Annotated in this window: 1 protein-coding gene; it reads left to right on the top strand. The window is 39.8% G+C overall.

Going from position 1 to position 435, the window contains the following annotated elements:
• Window positions 1-253, top strand: a 253-nt coding sequence (locus JHD69_RS20425) for a hypothetical protein (RefSeq protein WP_199142157.1), incomplete at its 5' end; no start/stop codon positions are given.
• Window positions 254-435: the final 182 nt, after the last annotated feature.

Genomic DNA, 435 nt, shown 5'->3' with positions numbered 1-435 from the left:
AGGCAAGTATGATATTATCCTGGTTACTTCTCCACCCCTATTTATTGGAATTACAGGTTATCTTTTGTCGAGAATTAAGAGAAAGCCATTTGTATTTGAGATCAGGGATTTGTGGCCAGAATCTGCCATTGATACAGGTGTGGTTACCAACAAATTGATTATAAAACTAGCTTATGCACTTGAAGCATTCATCTACAGAAAAGCAAAGAAAATTAATGTATTAACTCCTGCGTTTAAAAAGCCCTGCCCATAGCGCCGAAAACACAAAAGAAAAATATCCCCAGAGCCTTCCTATAAAGCCCGCATTATAACTTTCCGACACGTGTGTTCGCCAAACATTTATTTTGCCTTGCTGGTTATTAACAAACCACTTGCCTTCTGTCTCTTATACACATCTCCGAGCCCACGAGACAGTACTCATGATCTCGTATGCCG

It is taken from the genome of Pedobacter sp. ASV12, from assembly GCF_016429155.1.
Classification (GTDB): Bacteria; Bacteroidota; Bacteroidia; order Sphingobacteriales; family Sphingobacteriaceae; genus Pedobacter.
The sequence above is the reverse complement of the archived record's forward strand: the minus strand, read 5'-3'. Positions and strand labels throughout refer to the sequence as shown.